The following is a 4,669-nucleotide window of genomic DNA, read 5'->3' on the forward strand; positions in this document are numbered from 1 at the left end:
CCGCCCTTCTCGTCTCAGGGCGTTCCGGTACTTCTAGCCGATGCTTCTCGCCTGGTTCTTCTCGCCGGTGCTCCCGCTTGGTCCTTCTCGCGGCTCCTTTGTCCGGTTTTGGGCAAAAAGTTTGATGCGGGTTCTCGTTAGAGGGCGAGAAGAGCCTGTCGCTCTCTGCGTTACCTGGGCAAACGCTGCGGGTCTTCGCGACCGCGGGCTGTTTTGGTGCCAATGGAGCCCTGTGACATAAAACCTTTGCCCCAAAACCCGGTAAAACCTCTCGGGAACGACCTTTCCCGGAACGCGGAGGGCGCCAAAACCCAAAACCACCCAAATCGGGACATCAGTGCGCAACGGGGGCCACAACACGCCCGAGAACCACATCAGCCGCCGAGAAGATCGCGCGCCCCTACACGCTCTCAACGTGGAAGAGGCCCCCGTGCGGCGCGATGCTCTCGTCGGGGATGTCGAGCATGTATGACCCGCACACGTTGATGAGCGTGGCTCCGCTGGGATGCTCGCGCACGCGCTCGACGCGACCATACTGCATGTGGACGTGGCCGTGAAGCAGGTAGCGCGGCCTCACGCGATCGAGCAGCGCCCCAAAGGCCTCGAACCCCCGGTGCGGCAGGTCCTCGAGGTCGCCGTACCCACGCGCGGGGGCGTGCGTCACCACGAGGTCCACGCCGCCCGTCGCGCTCGAGAGAAGCGCCATGCGCGAGCAGAGCCGGCGCATCTCGGCCTCCGTGTAGCCGTGCACCTGGTCGTTGTATTTGATCGAGCCGCCCAGACCCATGATGCGCAGGCCGCAGAAGTCGCGGATGTGGCCGTCTATGGAGACGCAGCCCTCCGGCGCCTTGAGGTCATAGGCGGTGTCGTGGTTGCCCTGCACGTAGAGGAGCGGAACGTTGGCGAGCGTCACGATGTGCTCAAGGTACGTCGCGGGGAGGTCGCCGCAGGAGATGATGAGGTCAACGCCCTCAACGCGGCTCGCGTCCCAGCGATCGTAGAGCCAGCCCTCCTCCACGTCGGATATGGCAAGGATCCTCATGGCAGCACCTACCGGCTCGTGTTCTTGAGCAGGACCGTCGAGGGGTCAACGGGAATGACGCCTGCCACCTCAACCTCCACGAGGCCGTCGCGGTCGAGCTCGCGCTGCTCGGGCAGGCGTCCCACCACGTTCTCGTTGAGCCAGCGCATGCGCACGATCTGCTCGCTCGTGAGCCGTCCCGCGTCCGGTCCCTGCACGACGTCGCCACCCTGCGCGCGAAGCTCCCCGGTGAAGGGGTGGACGCGCCCGGAGAGCACGGACTGGCGCAGCACGTCGACGAGCATACGCTGGCCTCGCGGCAGCTCCTCGGAGAGCCGTACGTCAAGCACGCCGGCGGACATGCCCCACCAGTAGTTGAGCGACTGCCCCGGGATCTTCTCGCCCTCCTTCTTCCAGGTGTCGTTTCTGATGGAGCGGACGAGCATCTCGTAGTAGCGGCCCCACTTCCAGACGGGCTCGGCGAGGTGCGTCTCCGCGCCGTTCTCCTCTACGCGGTAGAGGCCCCAGGACTCCTTGGGCGCGAGCGGGTTGGCGTAGTCGCGCCCGGAAATGATGTGGACGCCCTCCTCGCGCAGCTCTCGGCGCCAGTCGTGGTCCTTGGCGGAGAACCACTTGAGATGGACGGACGCGTGCGGGTCCACCATGGCGGCGCCGATGGCAAAGGCGTTGATCTCGGCCACCGTGGAGAAGACCGGGGACTCCGCCACGTAGCCCACCTTGTGGTGCTCGGCAAGGCTCGCGGCCAGCGCGCCGAGAAGGAACTTGGCCTCGTACATCCTTCCGTAGAAGCCGCGCACCGCGCTGTGCGAGAGGCTCACGGAGCAGTTGAGGTAGGCGGGGCCGGGATGCTCGGCCGCCGCGCGCAGCGCCTGGCGCATCTGGGTGGGCGCGCAGGTCACGATGAGGTCGGCGCCGTGCTCGATGGCCTCGTCTACGGCCTGGTCAAACGCCGCGTCCGAGCTGCGGTCGGTGAAGGCGTGCGTGGCCACGGTGGCGCCGAGGCGCTCCTCGAGCTTGATGCGCCCGCGCTCGTGGAGCGATATCCATCCCGAGGAGAGCGGGTTTCTGTCGTAGATGAAGGCAACGCGAAAGGGCTTGGCGAGAACCGCCTGCTTGGCGAGGTTCTTCAACTTGGGGAGCGGGGCGGTGTGACCCGCGCTCGGGTCCTCGAGGTAGGCGCGGGCGCCCTCGCCCTGGGTGACCACGAACTCGCCCCAGATCTTCTCGACCTGCGCGTCAATCTCCTTGGGGGAGAGCCCGCGCAGCTGCCCAAAGCCAAAGATCGAGATGTAGTGCGCAAAGGCGTCGCCCACCTGCAGGTCGAGGGCGTCCCCGCCGCGCGCGCGGAAGGAGGCGGAGAAACCGTCAAAGAGCGAGCGGAGATCGCGCACGAGCTCGTCGGGCCAGGGCGTCTCGAGGTCCTGGTCGAGAAGGGCCGCCAGACGCGCATAGAAGCCCTCCTCGGAGGAGATGATGCCGTAGACGGGGCACACGCGATAGAAGCGCGTGAACTCGTGGTAGGCGCGCAGGGCCTTCTCGTCGGAGGGCATAGGCGTCACGCGCGTGATGCTGGCGAGGATCGTGGGCATGCCCAGGTAGCGCGAGACGCTGACGCGCTTGTTGCCCTCCTGTACGTAGAAGCGCTGGAGGTACTCGTAGACCACGATGGGGTCGCGCAGGCCCTCGGCGCGCTGGGAGTCGATGAGGTCGCTCCACTTGGAGGCAAACTCCGAGGATGCCTCCGCGATGGGGAGAAAGCCGCTCGAGAACATGTTCTGACGGCCGCGCGTCTTGGTGCCGGCTATGAGCGAGAGGTCTATCTCCGCGAGGCCCACGGGAACCTCGCCCTGGTAGCCCTGGTTCTTGAGGATGTCGTCGAGCGCCGGCGGGTAGGGGTAGAGACCGTGCGCCACATCGCGATCGACCTGCTTGAGGCCGAGCTTTCGGGCCTTGGCGTAGTCCTCGAGCATGGGGCCGCCTTTCCTTGGCGTGAAATCGATTCCTCACCCCCATGGTAGCGTTGACGGGAGGGCGCCGCCGTCCCCCTGGGCAACATCACGCGTAAAACACGCGCCACGTTGCAGGCTCGTGGCGAGCGCGTAGCAAGTTCGTCTCGCCTTGGTTGGCAGGCTGCTGGGCGCCGTAGACTTCACGTGTGGTCAGAGGAGGGAGGCGCGAGCCTGGTATGAAAGCGACGGGCGAGAGGAGAGACATCGTCTGGATGGTCAACGGTCAGGAGCGCGCCTTCGAGCTCGCGCCCGAGCAGCCGACCCTCTGGCTCGAGGAGTCCTCCTCCTGGGGACATGATCGCGCCGATGAGAAGCAACCCCCGCAGGATGACCCCGAGGAGGAAGACGGATCTACGCTCATCTGGCTCTCGTAGGGCGGGGTGCTGCCGCGCCTCCCGCTATGCGAGGTCCGTTCCGGGACGCCCCTCGTAGTTGAGGGTGGCAACGAGGTCGCGCAGGCCCTTCTCGTCCCCGCGCACAAAGGCCTCGGCCAGGGCGGGGTAGGAGAGTCTCGCCTCGTCGAAGAGGTCCGCAAAGCTCTCGTGGCGCACCTCGCCGGAGAAGGGGTGCTGCCAGGGGCGGCAGTCGAGGTTTGCCGCCGGGCAGTCGTCGCTTCTGCGGACGTAGTGGGCCATGGCCTCGGCGAGGGAGTGCCTGCGCACGGCGCGCTCGACGATTCCCACGGTTCGCGTGCGCGGGGAGCCGGCGGGGTCAATGAGGCGATAGAGGAGCTCGTAGTCTCGCAGGCACGCGGCGTACTCGCCGGCGCCAAGAGGCATGCCGTACACGGAAAGCGCCACCTGGGAGAAGAGGGCGCCGCCCACGCGCTCGATCTTGTCGGTCCTCATGAGATTGTCAACCGCGGGGCGCTCCTGGACGGTCGCGCGGCGCTTCTCCCAGAGAATCCACGTATCGATGTCGGACTCTATGACGGCGTGCACCTCTCTGCGCGCGCGGCCGAGGCTGTCCTCGAGACCGCAGATCGCGCGCTGCTGGGAGATGACAAACGGGTGCGTGGCACGGTCAAGCACGTAGTGGCCAAGCAGGCCGAGGGCAAAGGCGCGGCCCACGCGCTCATCTGAGGTGGGGAGGTGGCTCACCCCGTCGCGGACCGTGAGAAACGCACGGGTGGCGCGGGATCCCTGGATGGCGGCCGCAACCTGGTGGATGGCGGCGGCGCGAGAGGGGAGCGTCAGGAAGCGCACGTAGAGGGGGTCCGGCCCCTGGTTGCCCAGGAGGAAGGCGAGAAGCTCCTCCTCACCGTCAATCAGGCCCGCGGGCAGCTCGGCGACGATGTCCTCGCCGAAGAGGTGGTGCGTGATGATGGCGGGCATGACGACTCCCTTCTCGACGACCTCTCTAGGGTAGCGCATCAGGGGGCGCGAGTTCGGAAAAACGTCCGAGGTCCCTTGCGGCCGAAATTGCCTACTTTTGGGTTTTGGCCCGCCGCGCGCTTCTCGCCTTGCCGTTTCCGAGAGCTTTGGGCTGGTTTTGGGCAACAAGATTGATATGGCGACTGGTCTGGGGCCCTTCTTCTGCTGCTCCGCGTCCTTCTCGACATGGCTTTGCTGGGTTTTGGGCAAAACGTTTTATGTGATAAGGGGTTGTCCATCAATCT

Annotated in this window: 4 protein-coding genes; 1 reads left to right on the top strand and 3 read right to left on the bottom strand. The window is 66.3% G+C overall.

Features of this window, described 5'->3' with window-relative positions:
* Positions 1 to 400: 400 nt before the first annotated feature.
* Together QUW25_RS09930 and QUW25_RS09935 are read right to left on the bottom strand one after the other, a co-directional pair.
* Positions 401 to 1,042, bottom strand: a complete 642-nt coding sequence (locus QUW25_RS09930; RefSeq protein WP_289512058.1) for a metallophosphoesterase family protein — start codon at positions 1,040 to 1,042, stop codon at positions 401 to 403.
* Between the two features lie 8 nt (positions 1,043 to 1,050).
* Positions 1,051 to 3,012: a BMP family ABC transporter substrate-binding protein gene (locus tag QUW25_RS09935; protein WP_289512059.1), complete on the bottom strand. Its 1,962-nt coding sequence runs from the start codon at positions 3,010 to 3,012 to the stop codon at positions 1,051 to 1,053.
* A gap of 215 nt (positions 3,013 to 3,227) precedes the next feature.
* Here QUW25_RS09935 and QUW25_RS09940 point away from each other — a divergent pair, with 215 nt between their 5' ends.
* The gene (locus tag QUW25_RS09940; RefSeq protein WP_289512060.1) at positions 3,228 to 3,425 is read left to right on the top strand and encodes a hypothetical protein; all 198 of its coding nucleotides are present in this window, start codon (positions 3,228 to 3,230) and stop codon (positions 3,423 to 3,425) included.
* Between the two features lie 24 nt (positions 3,426 to 3,449).
* On the opposite strand, the gene QUW25_RS09945 is transcribed toward QUW25_RS09940, so the two are convergent.
* Entirely contained in the window at positions 3,450 to 4,385 is a 936-nt protein-coding gene (locus QUW25_RS09945; RefSeq protein ID WP_289512061.1) for a hypothetical protein, read from the bottom strand.
* Between the last annotated feature and the right edge of the window lie 284 nt (positions 4,386 to 4,669).

It is taken from the genome of Thermophilibacter provencensis (assembly GCF_030372065.1).
Taxonomy (GTDB): Bacteria; Actinomycetota; Coriobacteriia; order Coriobacteriales; family Atopobiaceae; genus Thermophilibacter; species Thermophilibacter provencensis_A.